Source organism: Desulfocicer niacini (assembly GCF_054657595.1).
Genome location: NZ_BAAHYK010000024.1, coordinates 39,421 through 62,188 on the forward strand (window position 1 = coordinate 39,421; position 22,768 = coordinate 62,188).

Sequence of the window (22,768 nt, forward strand, 5' to 3'; positions counted from 1 at the left end):
TTGGGGTGGGATCAGGCGTTCGTTATTGGCATTATCGTTGGTTTTGGGGTTTGCACAGGCTATGGGCGATAATGCAAATAACACAAGCCTGATCCCATTGGCTCGCCAACTGACGGCTGGCCCATGTTGTGATCAAGCCTAAATTTGATAATTGACTGCTAGAAGAGGAGACGTCCATGCTCAGTCCCATAAAAATAGGCATAAGCTCATGCCTGCTCGGAAAGCAGGTGCGTTATGACGGCGGCCATAGCCACGACCGGTTCCTCACCCAGACCCTTGGTCTTTTTACCAAATATGTGCCCGTTTGTCCCGAGGTGGAGAGCGGTATGCCCATCCCAAGGGAGGCGGTGCGGCTGGTGGGTGATGCCGAAAATCCCCGTCTGTTGACCCAGAAGACCGGTGTCGACATGACCGATCAGATGAAAACCTGGATGGAAAAACGCCTTGATGACCTTGAGTCGGAGAATTTGTGCGGGTTTATTTTCCGGAGTAAATCCCCCAGCAGTGGCCTGTATCGCATCCGGGTATATGGGGATGACGGCATGGTGCGAAAAAACGGCCAGGGGATTTTTGCCAGGGGGTTTACGGAACGATTTCCCCGTATTCCCGTGGAAGAGGCGGGCCGACTCCATGATCCCAAACTGCGGGAAAATTTCATTGAAAACATTTTTACCCTGAAGCGCTGGCGGGATCTCATTGCAACTGACAAAACCCTTGGGGGACTGGTGGCATTTCATACCCGGAACAAGCTGTTGATTCTCTCCCATAACCAGGATCTCTATCGCCAGATGGGAAAACTTGTGGCCGCCGGGAAAAATATGGACCTGGACCAGTTGTTTGATACCTATGAAAAGACATTACTTAAAGCATTGGCACTGATGACCACATTGAAAAAAAATATCAATGTGCTCCAGCACATCATGGGATACTTCAAGAAAGAGTTGAGTTCGGATGAAAAAAGGGAACTGCTTGACCTTTTTGATCAGTACCGGGACGGGTACGTGCCCCTCATTGTACCCATCACGTTGATTCGGCACTATGTGTTAAAGTATGATCAGCCCTGGCTTAAAACCCAGACCTACTTAAATCCCCATCCCTTTGAGCTTAAGTTGAGAAATTATTTTTAACTGGATGTCCAGGTTTTTGTTGATCAGATATGCCTCTTATGCTGCAAATGCCTTTGCCATCTTAGAAGCTGAACCTGCATCTGGAGCAAAACCGTCTGCACCGATCTCATCACAGAAGGCCTGGGTAACCGGGGCACCACCGATCATGATTTTCACCTGATCCCGCAGACCGCTTTCCACAATGGCATCCACGGTTTTCTTCATCATGGGCATGGTGGTGGTCAGAAGGGCGGAAAGGCATACGATCCGGGCATTTTTCTTTTTGATTTCAGCGACGAAATCTTCAGGCGCAATATCCACACCCAGGTTATGAACCGTCATACCGGCACTTTCCATCATCATGCCAACCAGGTTCTTTCCGATGTCATGGAGATCGCCTTTAACGGTACCGATGATCACGCTGGCACCGGCATCGCCCTCACCTTCTCCCAGAAAGGGTTTCAGGGTTGCCACGCAGCTTCCCATGGCCTGGGCTGCCATTAAAACTTCGGGGATGAACATGTCACCGTTTTCCATTTTTTCCCCGACAATATCCATACCGGCGATGAGGCCCTTGTTGAGAATATCCGTGGCGGGAACCTTTTCTGCGATGGCTGCGTTTACCAGCTGGGTCACTTTATCTGTGTCACAGGCTACCAGTGCTTCAATGATTGCATTAAAATCTGCCATTTTTTTCTCCTTACGTTTGTTTTTTTGAGGTGGGTCGACCTCCTTCACCGGTTGCATGGGAAGGGGGGCAGGCCTGCGCTAACTATATATTTTGAATTATGATCTTCAAATAACATGATTGGCTGAAAATTTTATAGAATGGAACGGACATACTTTTGAAAAAAAACGACCCATATGAAATTTGCAGTATCGGAGAAAAATCCACTGAATGAAATGAGTGTATAATCTGATTTGGGTGGATTTTATGAGCTTTTACTGTTATTTTATTCTATACTTATAGACAATATCTTAGCCGGATTGGAAATTGATTTGCGCTGAACGGGCACTGGCCTGTTCAACGAAAGCATCAAGACTTTATGCCTGATCCTTCCGGATAAATCAACACCGAAACTGGCATTGACACTGAAGGCTCTAAAAAATATCGTTGTTGACTCTGGTTGAGTTTGAATGGATTTTCAATTTGATCAAGATCGTGGATATCCAAGGGCGCAACCGCAATGATGATAGGAGTGAGATTGTTTGAACGTTGATAAAAAAAAACATATACAGAAGACGAAACGCCTTTCGGTGGGTTTTATCCTGGTCCCCAATTTTACCCTGATCGCTTTTTCAGGGTTTGTTGCGGTGCTGAGGCATGCCGCGGATGAGGGTGATAATAGTCGCCAGGTGTTGTGTTCCTGGACCCTTATGGCTGAAACGCTTTCACCGATTACATCAAGTTGCGGCGTACAGATTGTTCCCTGGGAGCGGTTTAAGAATCCCGGAGAATTTGATTATGTAGTGGTTGTGGGGGGGCTGCTGCCCAAACAGGGGATGTATGAACAGGCGGTTGTCAATTATCTGCAATCAGCCGAAAAACACGGGTGCCATATTGTGGGACTCTGCACGGGTAGTTTTTATCTGGCAAAGGCAGGGCTCATGAAAAACAGGAAGTGCTGCGTGCACTGGTTTCATTTCCAGGATTTCATAGATCAGTTTCCCCTGTCCATTCCTGTGACCGATGAAATTTTTATTGAAGACAGAGGATATATCACCTGTCCCGGGGGCACTTCCGTCAATGATCTTGCGCTGTTTATCATTGAGCGCCATTTGGGCAAGGAGAGAGCCATTAAATGCCTGAGACACCTGCTGCTTGACTGGGGGCGGACCCACAATCACCCCCAGATGCCCTTTACTGAAAACTATTTGTTGATTTCCGACCCGAGGGTGAGGAAGGCTATCTTTTTCATGGAGCAGAACCTGGATAAATTCCTTACCGTGGCAGAGATTGCAGATCACGTCAGCACCAGTGCAAGACAGATAGAGCGTCTTTTTAAAATTCATTTAAACAAGTCTCCCCTGGCCTATTTCAGAAAGATCCGCCTCTCCTATGGAAAATGGATCATCCAGAATACAGAGCGTTCCATCACAGAGATTGCCTATGAATGTGGTTTTTCAGACGGATCTCATTTTTCAAGATGTTTCAAGGCAGAATTTGGAAAGACACCGGCTGAAGTGAGAAAAATCAAATCTTCTGAGTCAAGGCAAGCTTAAACATCAACATGGTGCCGGACCTTAAGGTTAAATTGGTGCCGGAGATGACCCCCTCATTTTTCAGATGACGTCTTCCACATCCCCCCGGATCCTTCTTTATACTTCTTGGGTATCCAAATTTATGCCGGAATGCTCATGTTGATTTTCATGTCCCAGGCATAGATATATGGCCGCAAGGGGGGTGTCCATGGACCAGAAGGCGTGGAGACATTCAGAGGGGATCAGGATATGTCCACCGGGTGGAATGCTGATGATGGGACCGCTTGCAATGTGCCAGGTACCCCTTCCTGAAAGCAGGTACAGGCATTCGGGTGCCGGATGGGAATGGGGTGGATAGTAAATATTGGGACTGAGCAACATCACGCCCACTGTCACTGTTGAACTGGTGAACAGTCCATCGGGTCCGATCAACTCAAAGCAGGCATAATTATCCACAAATTCTTTGCTGACGTTTTGCCCTCTGTAGCCGGGGTTTACCATCCAGTAAAGATAAGGGGTGAGTGCTTCAAGGCAACGGACAAGATCCCCGGCGCCGAGATTTCTGGCCATCTTAAGTGCTCTCTCCCAGTGCCGGGTGGCCGGTTGCTCCTGGGGTTCAAGACCGGCATAGATATCCAACGCCTTTTTGTGATGCATGAATATCTTTTTGATCTCATTGTATTCCGGTTCTTCAGGGAGGATATCCTCCTCCAGTCGTTGTTTAAGGATTTCAAGAAGTTCCTTTATTTGTCCAAGCACTTTTTCCTTGTTTGTCAAATCCCTTGCTCCTTGTTTATTTTTGAATTTATAAAGAAGGCATACTTTAACCACGACACCGGACCCAATCCGTTTAATCTGATATGCCCAGGTACATCTTGCGGATGTGATCGTTTCCAAGAAGATTGGTGCTGCTGTTTTCCATGGCGATTCTTCCGTGCTCCATTACATAGGCTCTGTCGGCAAAGCGCAATGTGGTATCCACGTTCTGTTCCACGATGAGAACGGTGACATTTTCTTCCCTCAATTTGTCAATGGTCTCGAACACGGCGACCACGTTTTCCGGAGAAAGTCCCATGGATGGCTCGTCCAGGATGATCATGGTGGGATTACACATCAGACCCCTTGCAATGGCAAGCATCTGTCTCTCACCCCCACTCATGGTTCCGGCAAGCTGGGGTCGCCGTTCTTTAAGCCTTGGGAAGAGTTCAAACACATAATCAAGATTCTTTTTGATTCTTATACCATCTTTGATGGAATACGCACCCATTAAAAGATTATCTTCAACCGTCATTGAGAGAAAAAGATTTCTCTCTTCGGGAACAAAGGCAAGTCCCTGTTTAACCAGCAGATGGGATGCCATCGAGGTGATGCCTGTTCCCATGAATTGAACCGATCCGCTTATGGGGGGAAGAATTCCGGTGAGGCATTTCAGAATCGTTGTTTTGCCCGCCCCATTGGGGCCCAGGATTGCAACCATCTCGCCTTTGGAAATTTTTATGGAAAGATCCCAGATGATCTGAAGACGGCCATAGCCTACGTTTAAATTTTTTACTTCAAGCATATTTTCTCCTTAAAGCTTTGCATTGGCGCCAAGGTATGCCTTGGAAACCACAGGATCTTCAGTGATCTCACGGGGAGTTCCATCGGCAATTTTACGCCCGAAATTTAAAACAGCGATCTGGTCGCATACGCTCATGATCAATTTCATCAGATGTTCCACAATGAGAATGGATGTACCGTGATCCCTGATTCGCAGGATTAAATCGGTGATATCCACGAGTTCAGACGGGGTGAGACCTGCGGCTACCTCGTCGAGAAATAAGAGTTTACAGTCCGTTGCAAGGGCACGGGCAAGTTCGAGCATCTTGAGCTGCATTGTGTTGAGATTTTCAGCAATGACATCATGGCCCATGGGAAATTCCACAAAATCCAGCATCTCAACTGCCTTTTTGCGGGCATCAACGCCCCCTTGCTGTTTTCCAAAAATCGATCCCACCATGACGTTTTCAAGCACCGTCATTTGGGGGAAAAACTTTACGATCTGGTAGGTTCTGGCCATGCCGGAATGGCAGCAGCGATTGGCCTTGAAACCTGTGATATCCTTGCCGTCCAGGATGACCCGCCCCTTGGTGGGGGGGAAGGTACCGGCAATACAGTTTTGAAAGGTCGTCTTGCCCGCACCGTTGGGACCTATCAAGCCCAGAATTTCTCCTTTTTTCAAGGAGATCGATACATCTTCAACAGCTTTCAGGCCTCCAAAATATTTACACAAGCCTTGGGTCTCTAAAATTATATTCATCCATGCCCTCTTGTTCGCGTGAATTCATTTTTATCATCCAAAATTTCGGCTGAAACAGAAAGCTTGCTCACGAGCCTGATTCCATTGGTCCGGCAACGGTTACGGCTGGGCCATGTTGTGAGCAAGCCCGAAACAGGGAGCCGTTATATGCCATCGGCTCCCTGAAAAATGCTATTTCATGTTTGCCGGTATGGCCAGATCTGCCTCTTTCCACTCATCGGGCCAGATGATCTTTGCCTTGCCGTCAAAGTACTGGGTAACAGGAAAGATATAATATCCTTTGCCCACAACGGGATCGGGAAAGGTTTCTGGCGTATACTTGTACTCTTCCATGAGAAGGCCGTCGGTGAATGAGAGCTTGCCGGTCATGATCTGCTCTTCAGCACACTTCATCAGGGATTCTGTGGTCAATTCACCATAGGTTTCCAGGGTGGTTTTCAACACCTTGATAAAAAACATGGCCGTGTCGTGGCAGAGTCCAGCGGATGACGCGCCCGGCTCAAACCCGAACCGACTCTGGAAGTCATCCCGGAATTTGCGGGCCTCGGGGGTTGTCCACTGTGGAATCTGGTCCAACACATAATCGGAGGCATTTCCGGTCATGTTGTACCACTCGCCCACCCATCCAAGGCCATCGGAGAGAATGAGGCTCTTTACACCGATTTCACGGCTCTGTTTGATAAATGCAGAAACAGATGGCGGATCAGACATGGAACCCACTGCAACGGAGGCTTTTTGTCGCTTGATTTTGGACAGAAGGGGGTAAAACTCGGTTTCGCCCAACTGGACATACTCTTCGCCGATGACTGTCCATCCGGCATCCTCAAACTGTTTTTTTACGGCTCCACCAAAGGCGCGTCCCCAGTCGTTATCCACACCATATACCAGAACTTTTTTGGATTTGGGTTCCCAGGTACCATTGGCAATGGCCGTTTCCAGGGAATTGATATAGCCGATGCTCAGTTTTTCTGCCAGGGGCCATGTTTTTCCCACCCAGTATTTGTACTTTTCAGGGTTTGAGTGGTATTTGTCGTTCATGATCTTGCCGGCACCAAAGCTGAAGAAATGAGGTATTTTATGTTTGGATGCAACCTCCATGCAGGATGCGGATACCCAGGAGTGCCAGGTGTTGTATCCCACATCAATATTATCCCGGACAATTGCCCTTTCATAGGCCTTGGCCGCTTTTTCCGCATCTGATTCTGAATCCACCCATACAAATTCAATCTTGTAGTCGCCGACTTTCCATCCAATTTCGTCAAAGGCCATGGTGATGGAATTTTTAAATTCCTCACCCACCCTTGACGCCGGTCCGGTAAAGGGACCGATGGAACCCACTTTCAGAACTTTTTCTTCTGCCACAGCCGACGGGGTTGTGCCCGCCATCATCAGGCACAGCGTTACAGCAGCCACAACTGTCCGGGTTAATATCTTCCATACCGGTGCTTTTGATCTGTTTTTCATGTGAAATTTCCTCCATTTTTAGAAACGTTGTTGCTTTAATTTGGTTTGTAAAAAGAACGCCTCTTCAGTGCTGGTTTGTATGAGTCCTCCCTTTTTAGATCTTTGCCATTATTTCTCGTCAGTCTTAAGTTCTCCAACTTTCCACCACGTAAAGTGTGCCGTTAAAATTAAAATCAACACATGTGGTATGAGAAATCAGACCTCATGAGATTGTTTTATTTCCTGTGGCATTGAGCATGCCCTGGGTCTCTTCATTTTTTTTGGAAAATAGATGGGTCAGTTTTCCCCATAAGCCAGCCAGTCCTTTGGGATAGTAAATCATGACAAGGATCATCATCACGCCGTAAAGAATCATACGAAACTCAAGGAGATCTTTCATGAACTCCATTGCCGGAATCATTATCATGGCAGCTGCAAAGGATCCCCATATGGTGCCTCTGCCGCCGATGTAGGCAATAGCCATGATTTCCACTGTGTGGCTGGTGTGCATCAAGGTGGGGGTTAAAATGCCGATAAAATGGGCGTAAAAAGCGCCCAGAAAACCTGCAAGCGCACAGGACACAGTAAAGTTCATCACCTTATAATAGGTTGCGTCCACCCCAGACGAGGCAGCAGCTTCAAGATCTTGCCCGATGGCTCTGAAGGCCAGGCCGATGTGCGAGCGTGTGATGCACACCAGCAGGATGTAGATCACAAATACCATGACCAGAATAATATAGTAGTAAGGCCAGTTGGTTACACTTTCAAATAGCAGGGGGATGGTGATGCCAGCATAGCCCTGGGTAAGATCCACCAGGTTGCCGGTGGTTGACATCATGGCCAGGGCCACAAACCAGGTCATGCAGGAGGCGAAAATGCCACCCAGCCGAAGGGTGAGAAGTCCCAGACCAAAGCCGAGAATCGCGGCCATAAATCCGCCAAGGGGAATGGTCACAAGGGGAGACCAGCCAAGTTTCACCACAAGAAGGCCGGAGGTATAGGCACCCATGCCCATGAAGGCGGCAAAACCGAAGTTGACGATATTAATAAAACCTGCGGTAAAATCAAAGGCCATGGCAAGGCCTGCAAACATAAGGGCCGATATCAAAAGCCTCAGGATAAATTCATCCTTGATAAACATCGGGATCAGGGCAACAATCATCAAAAGGCCCACACCCAAAGGGGATAAGCCAACTTTGTTCAGGCGCTTTGTCCAGGTTTCAGTCGCTTTGTTTATGTTCTTTGTTTCAGTTTCCATGGTTAATCTGTCCTTTTGTAGTTCCTATTCAACCGCACTTTTCACGCCGGTGTTTCCAAAAAGTCCGTTGGGCTTAAACAGCAGAATCATAATGATGATGGTGAGACTGATCACATCCTGCCAGCCACCGGAGAAATAGGAGTAGGTGATGGTCTCAAGAAGGCCCACAAGAAGACCGCCGATGATGCTTCCCCCCACATTGCCCATGCCGCAGAGGATGAGCACAAACCAGGACTTGTACAGGGGCTGGATACCCATGGTGGGGTAGGCTGGATTGATGGAAAGCAGGCAGGCGCCGGCAATGCCGGCAAGCATTGCACTCAAAGCAAAGGTAAGGGTGTGAATAAAGTTTAGATCAATGCCCACAAGACCCGCTCCGATCTCATCCTGGGACACGGCCCGGATGGCGCGGCCCGTTCGGGTTTTGCTCAAAAAAAGGATAAGGGCCGTAATGGCAATAACGGCAATGAGAAAGCCCACCCCCCGGTCCATGGAGATGGACATGCTGGAAATTCCCCGAATCCGACCCCCCCAGTACTGGGTGATTCCGTAATAGGTGCTGCCCCAGAAAAGTTTTGCTGAATTCTGAAGGATAATGGAAATGCCCAGGGTCACAAGAAAGGAGTTCATGAGCCACTGTTTTTTAGCCCGCTGCCTCAAGGGATAAAAAAAGACTTTTTCAAGAATGACCCCCATGATAAAGGTCATAAGGGCGGCGAAAATCATTGCCGGAATGGGGCCTAAATGGAGAACTGTAAATGCGAAATAGGCAAAATAAGCCCCAAGCATATAAAGCTCTCCATAGGCAAAATTGGCGATGTTCATCACTCCGAAGACCAGGGACAGACCCACCGCCATCAGGGCGTATATTCCGCCTCTCAATATGGCGGTGACAAGAAGATCCCACCATTCCACTAACAGTTCCATAGAACACTCCTTTATACAGCAATATGAATAGTATCTTGTTACAAGTGTAGATCAACCATGCTGGGGTCGGCCGGGGTTGTGATCATCAACGTCGCAGATCACAACCATAGCAGTTTCTCTCCTTATACCTGGCCATAGTAGTCCCTGTGAGCCACGGCTGAAAAGGCGTAGTCCAGAAGGGTACCCCAGCTGAAAACGGGAAGGTCCACACGTTGCTGAACGGCCCTTGCAAAGGGCTGCATTCCGGTACACTCAAGCATGATGGCCCCAATGTCCGGATTTTTCTGTACAACCGCCTCGCAGGTGTGAATCATCTGCTCCTGGGCTTTATCGTAATAGATTTCCGGGCATTCAGGACGTTTTTCAGGATCCCAGAGATTGTCAAACTCCGTGCATCCGTATTCATCCTGGGCTCCGGCGATAACAATATTGGAATCCGGATCAATGCCGACGTTTTCAAGGTGGGTAGTGGTGAGAAACCGGCGCTGGGCACAGACAATGCCCACCTTTTTTTTCGGACCGATGGTCTGCTGAATAAACGGAACCTGGAGAAGGCTTGACATGAAGACCGGCACATCCACCGCACCTGCCACATCCTTCTGGAAATAGGCAAAATAACCGCATTCCGCTGCGATGGCTTTGCACCCCATACGTTCGAGTTTTCTGGCTGCATCAAGGATCGGTTGACGGCAGGGAGTCTTGTCCTGTTCCCATACCAGGGCATGATTGTCTACGCCTTCGCAGATTTCGTATTGTATGGGGTACCCAAAGGCACTGGCGTTTCTGACGTCACCTGGAAATCCCGGGTAGGCGTCGTCCAGCACCATGATGCCGATGCCCATGCCGTAGCAGGTATGATTTTTTCTTGTTCTGATATAGTTGATATTCATATCGCGGTTTTGATACATGTTTTTCTCCTTTTATATGGTGACGAATTTAAGCAAGCTGAGCCATCTCGTTCGGGAGCTCCATGAGTTTTGGAGAGATCCCAAGGCTTTGAAGAAAGTGTTTAAGGTCGTTGCTGACATCCCTGTCCATGTGGGGGCGTTTGTAGTTTCCCCGCATGGTTGTATAAATAGAATTAACAGCCAACAGATTATGGGGGATCTTTTCCTGTGTCTTTTCCGGGGCGGTTGTGGCTTAATTGGGAGATAAAAGGCACGTTTCTGCAGTGCTTCATGGTGTGGGGGCTGGTGAGAAACTGGCCCCCGGGACCCACCTGGCTTATGGCTTCCAATCCAAGGGCATCTGCATCCATGGATGGCTCCGCCATCAAATAATCGATTATGTCCATGATCTCAAGATCAACGATAAACTGTTCATAGGACATGGCCCCATAGCTCTCAAGGATGCCTGCAGAGTGAAGAATAAAATCCGTCCGGGAGCGGCGGGCGGACAACATGGACAGCATGCTTTCGTACCCGCTCTGGATCGAAACGCATTTTGCGTCGGTGCTGGTGCCTCCGTTTCGTGAAGGCAACCCGTATCGCCGGGCCAGGGCAGAGCAGTAGCGTGACTGGATGGCAAACCCGGGTGATCCTATGGAAACGCCTCCGGTACGAAGATCGGCCGTTGTTGCCTGAAGACCGTAAATCACGGGGGTTCCTGGTTTGACCATCTGTGCAAAGGTGATGGCGGCCAGGGCTTCGGCATTGCCCTGGGCGATGTTACCGGCAAGGGTCACAGGGCCTGTTGCCCCTGCCATGGGACCGGGAGAAATAATCAGGGCCTGGCCGTAATCGGCAACGACTTTTATGGTATGAATGGCATTGGCATCAATCTGAAGGGGGCTCAGGGTGTTGACCAGGGTGAGTATCCTGGGTTTTTCACCAAAAGATTCCCGGCCATGGAACATAATGGTGCCCATTGCCATGACCTTTTCAATCTCCGCAGCTGTGCCGGGTATCCCCAGAATCACCTTGTCCGAAAGATTTGCCGTGGCCCAGATCATCAAAGGGGTGGCAAAGGCTGACGGAATATCCCCGGGCTGGACAATAATGCCACCGTTGATCTTGAAACGATGGCTCTGGTGCACCAGTTTGAGGAAGGTAAGGTAATCGTTGAATGTTGCGCTTCGTTTTGTTCCATTGGCAGTTATGATTGATGGGCACCCATAGCCGGCCGCATAATGGGTTTCCCCCTTTCCAAGCACCATGTCATGGGCGGGATTTCTGGCAGACAGGGTAAAACACCCGGGTGCTTTTGCAATGGAAGTCATCACCTGTTCCTCGGTGAAAAACGCCGTGCTGCCGGAGACTTTAACACCGTTTTTTTTCAGAAGATCAAGGGCCTGGGGATCCAGGAATCGGATCCCCACCCTGTTGAGAATCTCCATGGAGGTCTGGTGAATCTTGTCAAGGTTTTCTTTCACAAAGGAACTCCCTATAAAGGTTTACGGGCTTCCAGCTCTGCTGCTTTTTGGTCCAGCTGTGCAAGGATTTCAGCGTCAAGCGCTGGTACCTTATGATTGGCCATGATATCTTTTATTTTTGCCTGGATTTTGTTTTTGACTTCAGAGTCGTCCGGATTTTTCATTTTTCTGCCGAACAGAGTGGGGTAGAAAATTTTTCTGAAGTTCTGAATGGTGTGTACCTCATTGAGGTAGGCACCGGCCGGGGCGATCTTTTCTATGACCTCAAGGGCCAGTTCCTTGTCATCAACCTCAACCCCCTGGATGTAGTGCTTGAGGTTTTCGATGATTTCGTTACACAGTACAACCAGCTCGGGATTGACGCTGTTGCAATGATCAGAAACCCCGATATCGTGGATGATATTGGCCCGGGAAAGGAGGGTGGAAAAGATCTCCATGGTTGCCTCGGAAACGGCCTGCTCATCCAGAAATTTCGCATCGGTGCATCCGGCTGTACCAAAAAATGGAAGTCCGTAGGAGTTGACAATTTCAGATGCCGCCGCAACCAGAAGATGAAATTCAACGGCACCATAGCTGCCGATGGTGGTTTTCATGTCCATGATCGAGGGCATGGCGCCATAGATAAATGGCGCACCGGGAGATATCAACTGGTGCAGAACAAGCCCGGAAAGCGCTTCGGCATTACACTGGGCAAGGGTTGCGGCAAAGCTCATGGGGGAGGTGCCCCCCATCATGCAATAGGGCATGTACACCACGGGAATCCGGTTTTGGGCACTGATGATAAGCTTTTCGGTACTCTCCTCGGGATGTGTCAACGGCGGTATGGGTTCGCAGTAGTTGAAGATAAAGGGTTTTTCCTGGAGTTTTTCAAGGCCGCCGGCCACAATGGCGGCAATATCGATCACTTCCTGGAGTGAATCAATGTCATTTGTTGAAAAGTTGATGGTTTTGCTGAAGTGCTTCACCGTTTCAATGAAGGAGATCTGGGTCTGGATATCGGGTCTTACGTCCCTGGACATGCCCACACTCAAGACAAAATGAATATTGTCCAAGGCATCGGCCAGGGTGCACATGTTTTTTGTATCTTTTTTTAAAAAATCTCGGACCTTCCCTGTTTCCGGATCCACGTATTCCAACTGGTCCGAGTGGGTTCCGAAATAAACCTGGTTCTCGTGGTTGATGGTCATAGTGGCTTCGCCAACCCGGTTGTAGAGCACCAGCTCCTTTGGTGCCGTTTCAAGGGCCTTGACCACAAGGGCGCGAGGAATCTTGACAAGGCCGTCCGGACTTACCTCACATCCGGCTTTTGTAAAGGCTTCAAGCCCCCTTTTCCCGCCGACTTTCATGCCAACACGTTCCATGAGAGAAAGGCTTGCCTCATGGATTTTTTCAATTTTCTCAGGGGTGAGAATGTTGAAATTGATATTCCGTTTTGTTGAAATTCCCATATCTTCCTCCACGCGGCAGGTCTGCACTGGTGGCAGAACCTGCCGGCCGTATGTTGGTCTGCTATTTTTCCGTGTAAACGCCTTCGTTGAGATAGGCCAGCATCTCTTCCTTGGTCATATGTCCGATGCCCAGGTAATCAAGGGTATACCCTGATTGGTAGTAATCGGTCTCGATCATGACATTGGCCAGATTGATCAATGAATCCACCACCGGGGTCTTGACGTTGAACTTTTTCCCCAGTTCGTGGTACATGTGGCAGCCCACTGGAATGTCCTCGGTGATGTAGCGGTTATGAACGGTGAAAGGACCTGTTCCGTACTGGATATAGTCATGTTCTTCAAAGGGAATCTCATAGTCGTCGCCCATGTACTCACAGCCGAGGATATTTTCCCGTGAGAAGAACTGTTTCTTTTTAAAATCCTGGATGCCTACGCCCATGGCCTCTGCAATGGCACACTGCTCCTGATAAAGGGCATACTGAACCTTTGATATGGAGGGGCAGTAGGCGTGGGAATAGATGGAGAAATCGTTTTTCTCTTCTCCAAAGATAACGCCCCAGTTTTCCATGACACCCACACCCAGGATGGTACCCGGGCAGTGCAATACGGGATTCACATTGGAAAAGCCCGTATCCATGACGGTATTGCCACCCACGGCACCGTCGCCGGTGGTGATGGCATCCATGGTACCCATGTAATTGGCACTTTTAAGGAAATCATCCAGGTCCGTGGAGGGAAGGGCAGCACCCCTGAGGGTGATGGCCCGGTAGTAAGCGCGGATCTTGGGAAGAATGACTCCGCCCTTGATCATGACCCTGCAGCCATATGGGGCGCTGGACCATCCGCCGATGATGACTTTCTTATCGCATCCGGCTTCCCGCATCATTTTTCTCAACAGGAGTGATCCGTAGTTGTCGGGAATGATGTGGATGACCATACCGTCTTCCAGAAGGGGGATCAGCTGTTCAAAGATCATCTTGTGGGCAATGGATGGGGTGGGAATGATGATAATTCCTGCATCTTTCACAGCGGCTGCCATATCTGTGGTAACCTTGTCGAATCGGGCAACACCGGAACGCTCAAAACCATATAGATTGAGCTGTTCCCCATAGAGTGTCAATCCCTGCTTTTCGATGCCGAAAAGCGTTTTTTCAGCAAATCCCGGGGAATCCCAAAGTCTTACAGTATTACCGGAAAGTGCACAATCTGAGGCACAGGCCTTACCAACAGCCCCGGCTCCCAGAACTGCAATGGGTTTGTCTTTGAGATAGTCCATTTTACTCATCGTAGGTTTCTCCATTGTGATATTTTATGATTGTTTTATTCATTTATTGCTGATTGGGGCATGCTTCAACGCAAGTCTGCCCTCCCCCCAGACAGAAAGCGACGTTATGATCAATCTCTCTTTAAAAACCACTGAACGGCCCTTGAGACGATATAAAGAGTGCCGTTCATTGAACTGTTTTTCATTCCATGATTCCTTTTATCGAAACCAGGCGCATACCGATAGAATGGATTTGCCATGTATCGGTATAAAAACGACCTTCATGTTAATATTTCAATTTTCGGACTTCATTTCAAAGCCGGCGTTTTTATACAATTCATGTACCGACGGGGTCAGGCTTGTGTTATTGATGTTATCGACCAAGGCCTTTGCAAACGAAAAACGCCTCGATAATGTCAATAACGCAAGCCTGACCTCACCACGAAAGGCGAACACCGAAAGTTGAGTTAATATCTACTCAATGGCTCAAGTATTTTGGGGTCAACCTCTCCCGGACCTGTCAGGTAGGAAAAAAGCGCTTTGGCAATGGCAGGGTCAAGGGCAGGCTGCTCATAGGTATTGAGAAGGCCCTTCAAGGCCTTGTCCATAGAATCAAACAAAAGGGATGTTTCGTGTTGCCCGTTTCTGTTTCCACGAAGACCGATTCGGGGCATATACGAATGGGAGCGGCATTTTTTCAATGTGTCCGGGGCCGTTAAAAATTCACCCCCTGCTCCCACGGATTTGATCACCTCAAACGAGAGATCTTCATCGTCTTTAAGGCTGATTTTGTCCATGTAGAGGCGGACGCGGTCCAGAATTTCAAGATCCACCATGAATTTTTCGTAGGAAATGGCAGAGAAATTATTTAAAATTCCGCTACTGTGGACCGCCAGGCTGATCCCGTTCTGAACAGCAGTGAGCATGGACATCATGCTCTCATATCCGGCCTGCACAGTGACGGCGGCGGCATCGTTCACCGATCCCCCTCCCCGGCTGGGAAGGCCATATTTTTTTGCAAGCAGAGCACAATATCCCGCCTGAGTGGCATATGCCGGAGATCCGATGGAGATGTTGCCGGTTCTTAAATCTGCACCATAGCACTGGAGCCCGAAGATAACCGGAACACCGGGGCGTATCATCTGGGTAAAGGTGATGGCGGCAAGGGCCTCGGCCGTGGCAAGGGCCAGATTGCCTCCCAGACCGATGGGGCCGGTGGTGCCTGCAGCCGGTGCTGGTGAAATGATCATGGGTTGATTCATACCGGCGGCCACCATCATGGATTCAAGCCCCATGCTGTCAATGGAAAGGGGGCTTATGGTGGAGATCATTGTCAGTATCCTGTGATGTTTCAGGAGATCTTCCCTGCCGAACAGTATTTCCATCATGGACATGATGGATTTTATGTGCTGCTGGTTGCCTGGTATACCCATAAGGCATTTGTCCGAAGAAAGGATGGCGGCATAGAGCATCACAAGATGACTGGTTTTTGCATTCACATCACAGGGCTGGGCCAGAATACCACCATTGATTTTAAAATGGTCGCTCTGGTGGACAAGTTTTGCAAGGGTGACATAATCATTCAGCAGGGCGTTTCTTACACAACCGTTTCTGTTGATGATGGAGGCACAGCCGTATCCCGGTGCGCAAAAGGTTTCCGGAGCACCGATTTCCATGTCATGGGTTTTATTCCGGGCACTGAGTGTGAACTGAGCCGGTGCCGTGGAAAGGGCATTCATGATCTGTTCCGGGGTGAAAAAAGCTTTGTCTCCGTCGAGACGAATTCCGTTTTCACTGAGGATAGCCAATGCCTCTGGATGGATGAACCTTACCCCGATTTCCTGGAGAATACGAAGGGCGGTGTCGTGTATTCGTTCAATGGTTTTTTCCAAAACAGCTCTCCTGTACGGGATGAATGATTAGCTTTTCAACAGCTCCTTCAGCATATCAAGCTGTCCATCTACCATGGCATAGGTATGTTCTTTTGCCGGGAATTTTGCCTGTTTGACTTCGTCTGCGTACAGTTCAAATACCCGTCTGATTTCGGTGCCAAGCTCTGCATAACGTTTGACGAATTTGGGAGTAAAGGCCTGGAAAACACCCAGAACATCACTTGAAATCATCAGTTGCCCATCGGCATCAACCCCGGCTCCGATGCTGTAGACAGGGATGGTCAATTCATCCCGGATAATCTTGCACACCTCCGGGGGCACCGCCTCCACCAGCAGGGCAAAGGCACCTGCCTTTTCAATGGCCCGGGCGTCCTTGATCAGCTCCATGGCTGTTTCCGCCGTTCGTCCCTGGGCCTTGAATCCGCCCAGCTGTCCTGAACTCTGGGGGGTCAGACCGATGTGGCCCATGACCAGCATGCCGCCATCGGTGATGGCCTTGATCTGTTCGCAAACCCGGATACCCCCTTCAAGTTTGATGGCATCAACCCCGGCCTCCTTATGGAATCTGCCCGCATTGAGAACGGCGGCCTCACGACTCACCTGATAGGATAAAAAGGGCATGTCACCAATTATAAAGGTGTTGGGTGCTCCCCTGCGAACGGCCTCGCAATGGACAATGCATTGGTCCATTGTAACAGGAACGGTGCCCTCATAACCGTAAACGCACATGCCAAGGGAATCTCCCACCAGCAGCATGTCCATACCGGCCTGTTCTGCAAACTGGGCCGTTGGATAATCATAGGCGGTAATCCATACGGCTTTTTCGCCAGACTGTTTCATCTTATGAAAATCAAATCGTGTTTTTTTTCTTTTTGTATTTGTATCTGTCATCGATTTCTCCTTTGATTGGGTAGGGTTAACACGCCTGATAGGCGGTTATGAAAGTCTTTTTTTATGGACGTTACATTACCAGTGGGCCTGGAAGAAGAATAGAATGTAAATGACAGGTTTTGGAATGAAAGCGACCTGCTTCAGGTGATCTTTGTTTGTAGATAAGGGAAATGTTTTGACGTCGAATGGCCAGGTCGGCTATGGTGAATAATACCCAAGGTATGGAGAAAATTGAAATTGGCAGAACCTACTACAGCGCGGTGTAAGCCCTTCAGGTTTACCTCAGCAGAGCCCCCCCCCCGATGAGCAATAGGAACCGGCCAATTGGGCCGTCTACGGTTCCGGGCCGGGCCCATTGCCCGTCGGGAGGGGCGGCATAATGCCATTTGGCTTCGCGTCTACGACCCATTATTCGTTGTGTCATTTGAAGAGAGAACGAGGGTATCCATGGAATCCTTATTGCGTCGATGATACAATCTTTTTCTGCTGTAAGCCATCCCCTGTTTGTCCACCTCCTGTTTCAGGTCAATGGCACCACTGGGCGGGGGGACTGCTGACCTTATTGCCACATCCATCAGGGATGGGAGATATTTCGATCAAGTACAACAATAAACGTATTATCGTGTTTTGCATGAAACATAAGCAGGCTTCAGGGGAAGATAAAGTCTTGAAAAAATATTTATCCGTACTATTTTTCTCATCAGCATTCCCCATGATCTGTTGATGAAAAGACAGATGACATTATACAGAAACCTCAAATATCCTGGACCGGTAGGAGTTTCTGATGACAAGCGTATTTCGTAATTCACGGATTGATCTTTCCATTGACATCGCCTGGCAGAAAGAAGATATCCGCCACAAGGAGCATTATTTCGCAAATAATCTCAATTGTTGGCGGGATATTTTTCCGGGCAGTACCCTGGAAAAACTTTTTAATACCCTCTCAGGAGATCCCATTACGGTACCCATTCATGCCGGAGAACTCATTTCGGATCATTGTGCCCAAGACGTGCATGTGCTGCCCCTGCGAAATGTCAAGGGCCAGGGTCTCACGTACTACGGATTTCAGCGGGGGCGATATTATCCCAAGGGGATTATTTCCGGTTTGCCGGGTATCTTTAAAGAAAATAAAACCCCGTTTCGCTGTATTGACATAACAGATCATCACATCACCGCAGATTTGAACCACCCCATGGCTGGTATCCCCATGACTCTGTCCATGACCGTGCAGGGGAAGTCTCTGAAATCCGACGAAAGGGGGGGGGCCTGCACGGATTGGCTGGAGCTTGCACTGACAGGGCCGGGCATGCAGGCCCGGCAAAATGGCATTGCCACCGATTTCTTTTCTGGCAATGCCTTTGGACGTCGTAACGAGCATCCCGATGGGCAGTTTTATGCCATGGATCGGTTTGTGCATCACATTGACAGTAAGGCCCGGGAAAACCTGTCTCGGTTTTATGGTAGCGTTGTGAAACCGGGGGATGCGGTGCTGGATCTCATGGCCGGGTGGACCTCCCATTTTCCCCCGGGCCTTGAATTGTCAGCTCTTTACGGCCTTGGACTCAACGAAAATGAGCTGAAAGAAAATCCACTACTGTCCGATTACGGGGTTCAGGATTTGAACCTAGATCCGTCTCTGAAGTTCCAAGACAGTTCCTTTGATGTTGTGGTCTGCTCTTTGTCCGTGGAATATCTTACAGATCCCCTTGCCGTGTTTCAAGAGGTCGGGCGGGTTTTGAAACCGGGGGGAAAATTTGTGGTGACCTTTTCCAACCGCTGGTTTCCGGAAAAGGCCATTCATGTCTGGGAATATCTTCATGATTTTGAACGTATGGGCCTGGTCACCGAATATTTTCAGAAAACCAATGGCTTTAAATCCCTTTCAACCTTTTCCATGCGGGGCTATCCAAGGCCATTTGGCGATAAATATTTCCCTCAACTGCGTCTGTCAGACCCCATATATGTCGTCACGGGGAAAATTGTGAAATAATGTTGGTGGGCGTTTATCTCTCTTTGATGCCGTCGGGCGTTAACCCGGCGGCCATTGGTCAAAAGTTCCGTGCTCAGCACCATGGGCTGAGCGCTTGTACCGGCAATGGGGGGGCCCGGGCTGGCAGCACCCCATGGCTTTTCATACCCGGAACGAGCTGTTGATTCTTTCCCTCAACCAGGATCTGTGCTCACTTATTTCATGATCCGCGCATCCAGGGCTAAGAGTCCTTTTTGATAGACCCGTACCGGATTGAGGTCCAGTTCCTTGATGTCCGGATTTTCCATGACAAGACAAGACAGGTTCATGATGAGATCCACCACGGCATCCACATCACAGGGGGCCATTCCCCGGGCGCCTGTCAGCAGGGGATAACCCTTCAGTTCCATGAGCATCTCCCGGGCATGGATCGGGGTAAGGGGGGCCACCCGGAAGGCCGTGTCCTTCATGATTTCTGCAAAAATCCCCCCCATACCCACCATGAGGGTGGGACCGAACACCGGATCATCCATGGCTCCCACAATGAGCTCCACCCCCTCTTTTGCCTGGTGACAGACCAGCATGCCTTCAATGACGGCATGGGGATGGGCGGCTTTGATCCGGGATTTCATGGTCTCATATTCTGTTTTTAACGACGGGGCATTTTTAATGTTGACACTGACACCACCGCTGTCACTTTTGTGGATGACATCTTTTGAAACGACTTTAAGAACCACGGGATATCCCATGGCATCAGCAGCCGCTATCAGCGCGTCCACGTCGTTGCTGAAATGGTGGACAGGGTAGGGGATCTGGTATTTTTCAATGAGCTCCACAGCCTGGGGTTCCAGGAGAAAATCACTGCTTGTGCTATGGGGCTTGGGAGGGGTGCCTGGGATACCAGAGAGAGCATCCATTTGTGCATCCGGAAATGATTTACCGGCGGATTGGAGATCATCATCGCATGTTGCATGATCACCAGGAGATATCGCTGCAGCGGATTGGCAGATCTGTTTATCAGCTGCTTTTCTTTGGAACCTACCATATACCATGGCCGCAGAAATGGCTTTCACGGCTCGTTCCGGCGTTGAGAAAACCGGTACCCCGGCCCGGTTCATGCGGGGTCGATCCATGGCTTCATCTTGGGCACCGCCCATGTAAGAGACGGCAATGCTGGCCTTGATCTGTTTTTTGAGTTCAATGATCATATCCCCGCCCCCTTCAATGGGATCGCCGAAATTGATGAGAAACACGTCGGCCACATCATGCCTGTCTGCCACAAGGGCCACTTCTCGGAATTCATGGGCCCAGATGGCGGCAAGATCAATGGGGTTGGTGTAGGAACCAAGGGGCGACAGATTCAATGCCTTCACCTCATCCACAAAGGCCTGGGGAAGGGGGGGCACCTCAATTCCCAGGGTTTCTGCTTCATCCACGGCAATCACCCCGATGCCACCGGAGGAGGACAGAATCAGCAGGCGGTTGCCCTGGGGGATCTTCATGGTGGACAGCAGTTTGCCATAATCATAAAGATCCTGGAGAGTGTCAACGGGGATGGCACCATACTGACGGCAGGCTGCCTGGAATACCTTGTGGGCTCCGGCAAGGGAGGCGGTGTGGGAGGCCACAGATTTTTCGCCGGCACTGGATCTGCCTGATTTCAAGATGATAACAGGTTTTCTGGGGACCACCCGCTCCAGGGCCTTTAAAAAAACTCGGCCGTTTTTGACGCCTTCAAGGTAGAGGCCCATGGCTTTGACGTTATCATCGGTGGCCAGGAACTCCATGAAATCGGCTTCGCAGATATCCACTTGGTTGCCCAGATTGATGGCGGCGCTGATGCCAAGTTGTTCCCGGTCCGCCCACTCGGCAAGGCCGTTGGTCAGAGAGCCGCTCTGGGAGATGGTGGCAAAGGGGCCTTTATGTTTTACCACCGGGAAAAACTGTGCATTGAGACGGTTGGGCATGTAGATAAACCCCTCGATGTTGGGACCGATGATACGCACGTTGTTTTCCTTTGCAACTGCCATGAGGTCCTGCTGCAGGTCGTCCCGGCCCACCTCCCTGTACCCGGCCGTGGTCAGTACCACCCCGGGGACACCCTTTTGGCCGGCTTCTCGGATGACACCGGGCACGATCTTTACCGGCACCAGAATCACTGCCACGTCGGGCACTTCAGGAAGCTCCAGAAGGGAAGGGTAGGCGTTAAGTCCAAGAATCTTGCCGCCTTTGGGATTAATGGGGTAGATATTGCCCTCAAACCCGCCTTTTATGATACAGTCCAAAGTCATGAACCCATATTTTGAAGGGTCGGCAGAGGCCCCCACCACGGCAATGGATCGGGCTTCAAACATCTGTCGTATGGTCTTTATGGTGCTGCTGTCGTTTTTCATGGGTGCGCTTCCTGAATTGAAGGGTTTTATGTGAAATAAGGTTCTATCTTCTGCAATCATGGGATTTGCTTTAGCTTGTGGCTGTACTTAGTGTTATATCTGTGTTTTTATCTGAAAATGCGATATCAGAGCCCCCAACGATCACCCGGTCCGGATTGGGTACCGTTGGGGGCGGCATCATGCCATTTTCATGTTTCGTTGTGTCCGACAGGACATGTGGGTTATATGAAAATCTCGCAAATCTCACCGTTTTTCAACCTTTCTTGTGGGCGAACCGGAGACACGGAACACAGAAGCCCCGTGGCAATTTTTAAAAAAAAAGAATAACCCAGACAACTGTTATTACCCTTGCCGACATGCTGAACAAAGTTGTCAGGGCGCAGATGACTGTGCCGTTCTTAAGTCCGAAGATGGCCGTGTACCGGGGAAGGGTGCGTCGAACCCGGGTAAAGGGAATCATTAAAAGGCTTCCTGCCATCAACGATAAGATGGCCTGGTAATCGGTGACCACCTGCTGGTTCAACAAATTGGACATGTAGGTGATGCCCACCGTGGGACTGAACACATAGGCGCTCAGGGGACCCACCACGGCCGCCGGCAGATTTAAAAGGGAGGTCATGGGAACAATCAGGGTTTCAAGCCACGTTAGCATACCCGTGTTCATGAGAATTTGAATGATCATGGTCACGGATGCGAGCAGGGTAATCATGCGCATGAACATTTTTTTTCTGGCATTCCAGGTGTCTTTCAGGAGTTGTCCCAACCTTCTGGAAACACAGTCTGGGTCATCGGGGGCACAGGTCATGGATTTAAAGGCATCGTCGGTGCGGGTTTCTCCGGCCAGGGTGAACCTTCCCGCCAGTACAACAAACCCGAGTTTGAGAAATCCGGTGAGCCAAAAGGCGGCAATATAAATGAGACACAACCGCATGCCGAGCAGCGGCAGAATAATGGGCAGCTGAAAGGTGAGAACTTCCTTGAAATGAAAGGGAACGGTATTGAGAACCCCGGTGAGAATAAGCTCCCTGTCGGTGAGTTTTCCATCGGCGTGGAACTGGGCCGCCATGGAATGTGCCGCGATCATGGAACCAATGGCGGAAAGAAAACTCACCGCACTCTCCGAGGGCAGGTTGGCAAGCCTGGCAACAGGTTTGCCAATGGGTTTAAGGTAGGTCATCAGCCCCATCTGCATGAACAGTTCGATGCCAAAGAGGCTTATGAACATGATGGATCCCATGCGGGAAATCAGATCTGCGGTGGCATTTAAAGAGAGGATGAGAATGTCCATGAAATGGTTATAATTGA

At 49.6% G+C, this 22,768-nt stretch carries 18 protein-coding genes; 3 read left to right on the plus strand and 15 right to left on the minus strand.

Features of this window, described 5'->3' with window-relative positions; all coding sequences use genetic code 11:
• Window positions 1-176 precede the first annotated feature (176 nt).
• Window positions 177-1,127, plus strand: coding sequence for a YbgA family protein (locus ACYQ2M_RS14085; protein ID WP_459916995.1), 951 nt, complete (start codon window positions 177-179; stop codon window positions 1,125-1,127).
• 36 nt (window positions 1,128-1,163) lie between these two features.
• Here ACYQ2M_RS14085 and ACYQ2M_RS14090 read toward each other — a convergent pair whose 3' ends face one another.
• Window positions 1,164-1,796, minus strand: a complete 633-nt coding sequence (locus ACYQ2M_RS14090; protein ID WP_459916996.1) for a cobalamin B12-binding domain-containing protein — start codon at window positions 1,794-1,796, stop codon at window positions 1,164-1,166.
• Between the two features lie 519 nt (window positions 1,797-2,315).
• Between ACYQ2M_RS14090 and ACYQ2M_RS14095 the strand changes: the two genes are divergently transcribed.
• Window positions 2,316-3,329, plus strand: coding sequence for a GlxA family transcriptional regulator (locus ACYQ2M_RS14095; protein ID WP_459916997.1), 1,014 nt, complete (start codon window positions 2,316-2,318; stop codon window positions 3,327-3,329).
• 96 nt (window positions 3,330-3,425) lie between these two features.
• On the opposite strand, the gene ACYQ2M_RS14100 is transcribed toward ACYQ2M_RS14095, so the two are convergent.
• The 12 genes from ACYQ2M_RS14100 to panB all read right to left on the minus strand — a co-directional run bounded on the left by ACYQ2M_RS14100 (window position 3,426) and on the right by panB (window position 17,101).
• Window positions 3,426-4,085, minus strand: coding sequence for a dimethylsulfonioproprionate lyase family protein (locus ACYQ2M_RS14100; protein WP_459916998.1), 660 nt, complete (start codon window positions 4,083-4,085; stop codon window positions 3,426-3,428).
• A gap of 73 nt (window positions 4,086-4,158) precedes the next feature.
• The gene (locus tag ACYQ2M_RS14105; RefSeq protein WP_459916999.1) at window positions 4,159-4,869 is read right to left on the minus strand and encodes an ABC transporter ATP-binding protein; all 711 of its coding nucleotides are present in this window, start codon (window positions 4,867-4,869) and stop codon (window positions 4,159-4,161) included.
• A 9-nt stretch (window positions 4,870-4,878) separates the two neighbouring features.
• Window positions 4,879-5,607: an ABC transporter ATP-binding protein gene (locus ACYQ2M_RS14110; protein WP_459917000.1), complete on the minus strand. Its 729-nt coding sequence runs from the start codon at window positions 5,605-5,607 to the stop codon at window positions 4,879-4,881.
• A 171-nt stretch (window positions 5,608-5,778) separates the two neighbouring features.
• Window positions 5,779-7,071 (minus strand): ABC transporter substrate-binding protein, encoded by a 1,293-nt coding sequence (locus ACYQ2M_RS14115; RefSeq protein ID WP_459917001.1) that lies wholly within the window; start codon window positions 7,069-7,071, stop codon window positions 5,779-5,781.
• Window positions 7,072-7,273: 202 nt separating this feature from the next.
• Window positions 7,274-8,308: a branched-chain amino acid ABC transporter permease gene (locus ACYQ2M_RS14120; RefSeq protein WP_459917002.1), complete on the minus strand. Its 1,035-nt coding sequence runs from the start codon at window positions 8,306-8,308 to the stop codon at window positions 7,274-7,276.
• 24 nt (window positions 8,309-8,332) lie between these two features.
• A complete protein-coding gene (locus tag ACYQ2M_RS14125; RefSeq protein WP_459917003.1) occupies window positions 8,333-9,235 on the minus strand; it encodes a branched-chain amino acid ABC transporter permease in 903 nt (300 codons plus the stop codon).
• A 122-nt stretch (window positions 9,236-9,357) separates the two neighbouring features.
• A complete protein-coding gene (locus ACYQ2M_RS14130; protein WP_459917004.1) occupies window positions 9,358-10,143 on the minus strand; it encodes an aspartate/glutamate racemase family protein in 786 nt (261 codons plus the stop codon).
• Window positions 10,144-10,331: 188 nt separating this feature from the next.
• Window positions 10,332-11,606: a trimethylamine methyltransferase family protein gene (locus ACYQ2M_RS14135; RefSeq protein WP_459917005.1), complete on the minus strand. Its 1,275-nt coding sequence runs from the start codon at window positions 11,604-11,606 to the stop codon at window positions 10,332-10,334.
• A gap of 11 nt (window positions 11,607-11,617) precedes the next feature.
• The gene (locus ACYQ2M_RS14140; protein WP_459917006.1) at window positions 11,618-13,054 is read right to left on the minus strand and encodes a trimethylamine methyltransferase family protein; all 1,437 of its coding nucleotides are present in this window, start codon (window positions 13,052-13,054) and stop codon (window positions 11,618-11,620) included.
• 61 nt (window positions 13,055-13,115) lie between these two features.
• Window positions 13,116-14,339 carry an NAD/NADP octopine/nopaline dehydrogenase family protein gene (locus tag ACYQ2M_RS14145; RefSeq protein ID WP_459917007.1) on the minus strand — a complete coding sequence of 408 codons (1,224 nt, stop codon included), beginning with the start codon at window positions 14,337-14,339 and terminating at the stop codon, window positions 13,116-13,118.
• A 446-nt stretch (window positions 14,340-14,785) separates the two neighbouring features.
• Window positions 14,786-16,210, minus strand: a complete 1,425-nt coding sequence (locus ACYQ2M_RS14150) for a trimethylamine methyltransferase family protein (protein WP_459917008.1) — start codon at window positions 16,208-16,210, stop codon at window positions 14,786-14,788.
• Between the two features lie 27 nt (window positions 16,211-16,237).
• Complete coding sequence (gene panB / locus ACYQ2M_RS14155; RefSeq protein ID WP_459917009.1) at window positions 16,238-17,101, minus strand: 3-methyl-2-oxobutanoate hydroxymethyltransferase; 864 nt, start codon at window positions 17,099-17,101, stop codon at window positions 16,238-16,240.
• A 784-nt stretch (window positions 17,102-17,885) separates the two neighbouring features.
• Here panB and ACYQ2M_RS14160 point away from each other — a divergent pair.
• Window positions 17,886-19,091 carry a class I SAM-dependent methyltransferase gene (locus ACYQ2M_RS14160; protein ID WP_459917010.1) on the plus strand — a complete coding sequence of 402 codons (1,206 nt, stop codon included), beginning with the start codon at window positions 17,886-17,888 and terminating at the stop codon, window positions 19,089-19,091.
• A 194-nt stretch (window positions 19,092-19,285) separates the two neighbouring features.
• On the opposite strand, the gene ACYQ2M_RS14165 is transcribed toward ACYQ2M_RS14160, so the two are convergent.
• Together ACYQ2M_RS14165 and ACYQ2M_RS14170 are read right to left on the minus strand one after the other, a co-directional pair.
• Window positions 19,286-21,463 carry an acetate--CoA ligase family protein gene (locus ACYQ2M_RS14165; RefSeq protein ID WP_459917011.1) on the minus strand — a complete coding sequence of 726 codons (2,178 nt, stop codon included), beginning with the start codon at window positions 21,461-21,463 and terminating at the stop codon, window positions 19,286-19,288.
• 310 nt (window positions 21,464-21,773) lie between these two features.
• The gene (locus tag ACYQ2M_RS14170) at window positions 21,774-22,751 is read right to left on the minus strand and encodes a hypothetical protein (protein WP_459917012.1); all 978 of its coding nucleotides are present in this window, start codon (window positions 22,749-22,751) and stop codon (window positions 21,774-21,776) included.
• Window positions 22,752-22,768: the final 17 nt, after the last annotated feature.